The organism is Paraburkholderia sp. SIMBA_054 (genome assembly GCF_046534875.1).
Classification (GTDB): Bacteria; Pseudomonadota; Gammaproteobacteria; order Burkholderiales; family Burkholderiaceae; genus Paraburkholderia; species Paraburkholderia hospita.
This window is the reverse complement of record NZ_JAWRXV010000998.1, coordinates 1-263: the sequence shown is the minus strand read 5'-3', so window position 1 is coordinate 263 and position 263 is coordinate 1. Positions and strand designations below refer to the sequence as shown.

1 pseudogene is annotated in these 263 nt (G+C 62.4%); it reads right to left on the bottom strand.

Features of this window, described 5'->3' with window-relative positions:
• Nucleotides 1–15 precede the first annotated feature (15 nt).
• A pseudogene (locus SB822_RS58140) lies at nucleotides 16–263 on the bottom strand (MFS transporter); the annotation flags it as partial.

Genomic DNA, 263 nt, shown 5'->3' with positions numbered 1-263 from the left:
CTCGAGCCGTCTCGTTCACGCAGCCTCGTCTCCCAGAATCGGTTCGCGAGCCATGAACCAGTAGAACAGTGCCGCGCATCCGGCAATGGCGCCGCCCGAGATGAATGCAAGCGCATACGAGCCGGTACGGTCCACGATGAACCCCGCGACGACCGGCGAGAACGCACCGCCAAAATATCCGCCGAAGTTCTGGATCGAACTGACAGAGGCAATCATCGAAGATGGCGCAATGTCCGCCGCCAGCGCCCACGCCGAACCGACCA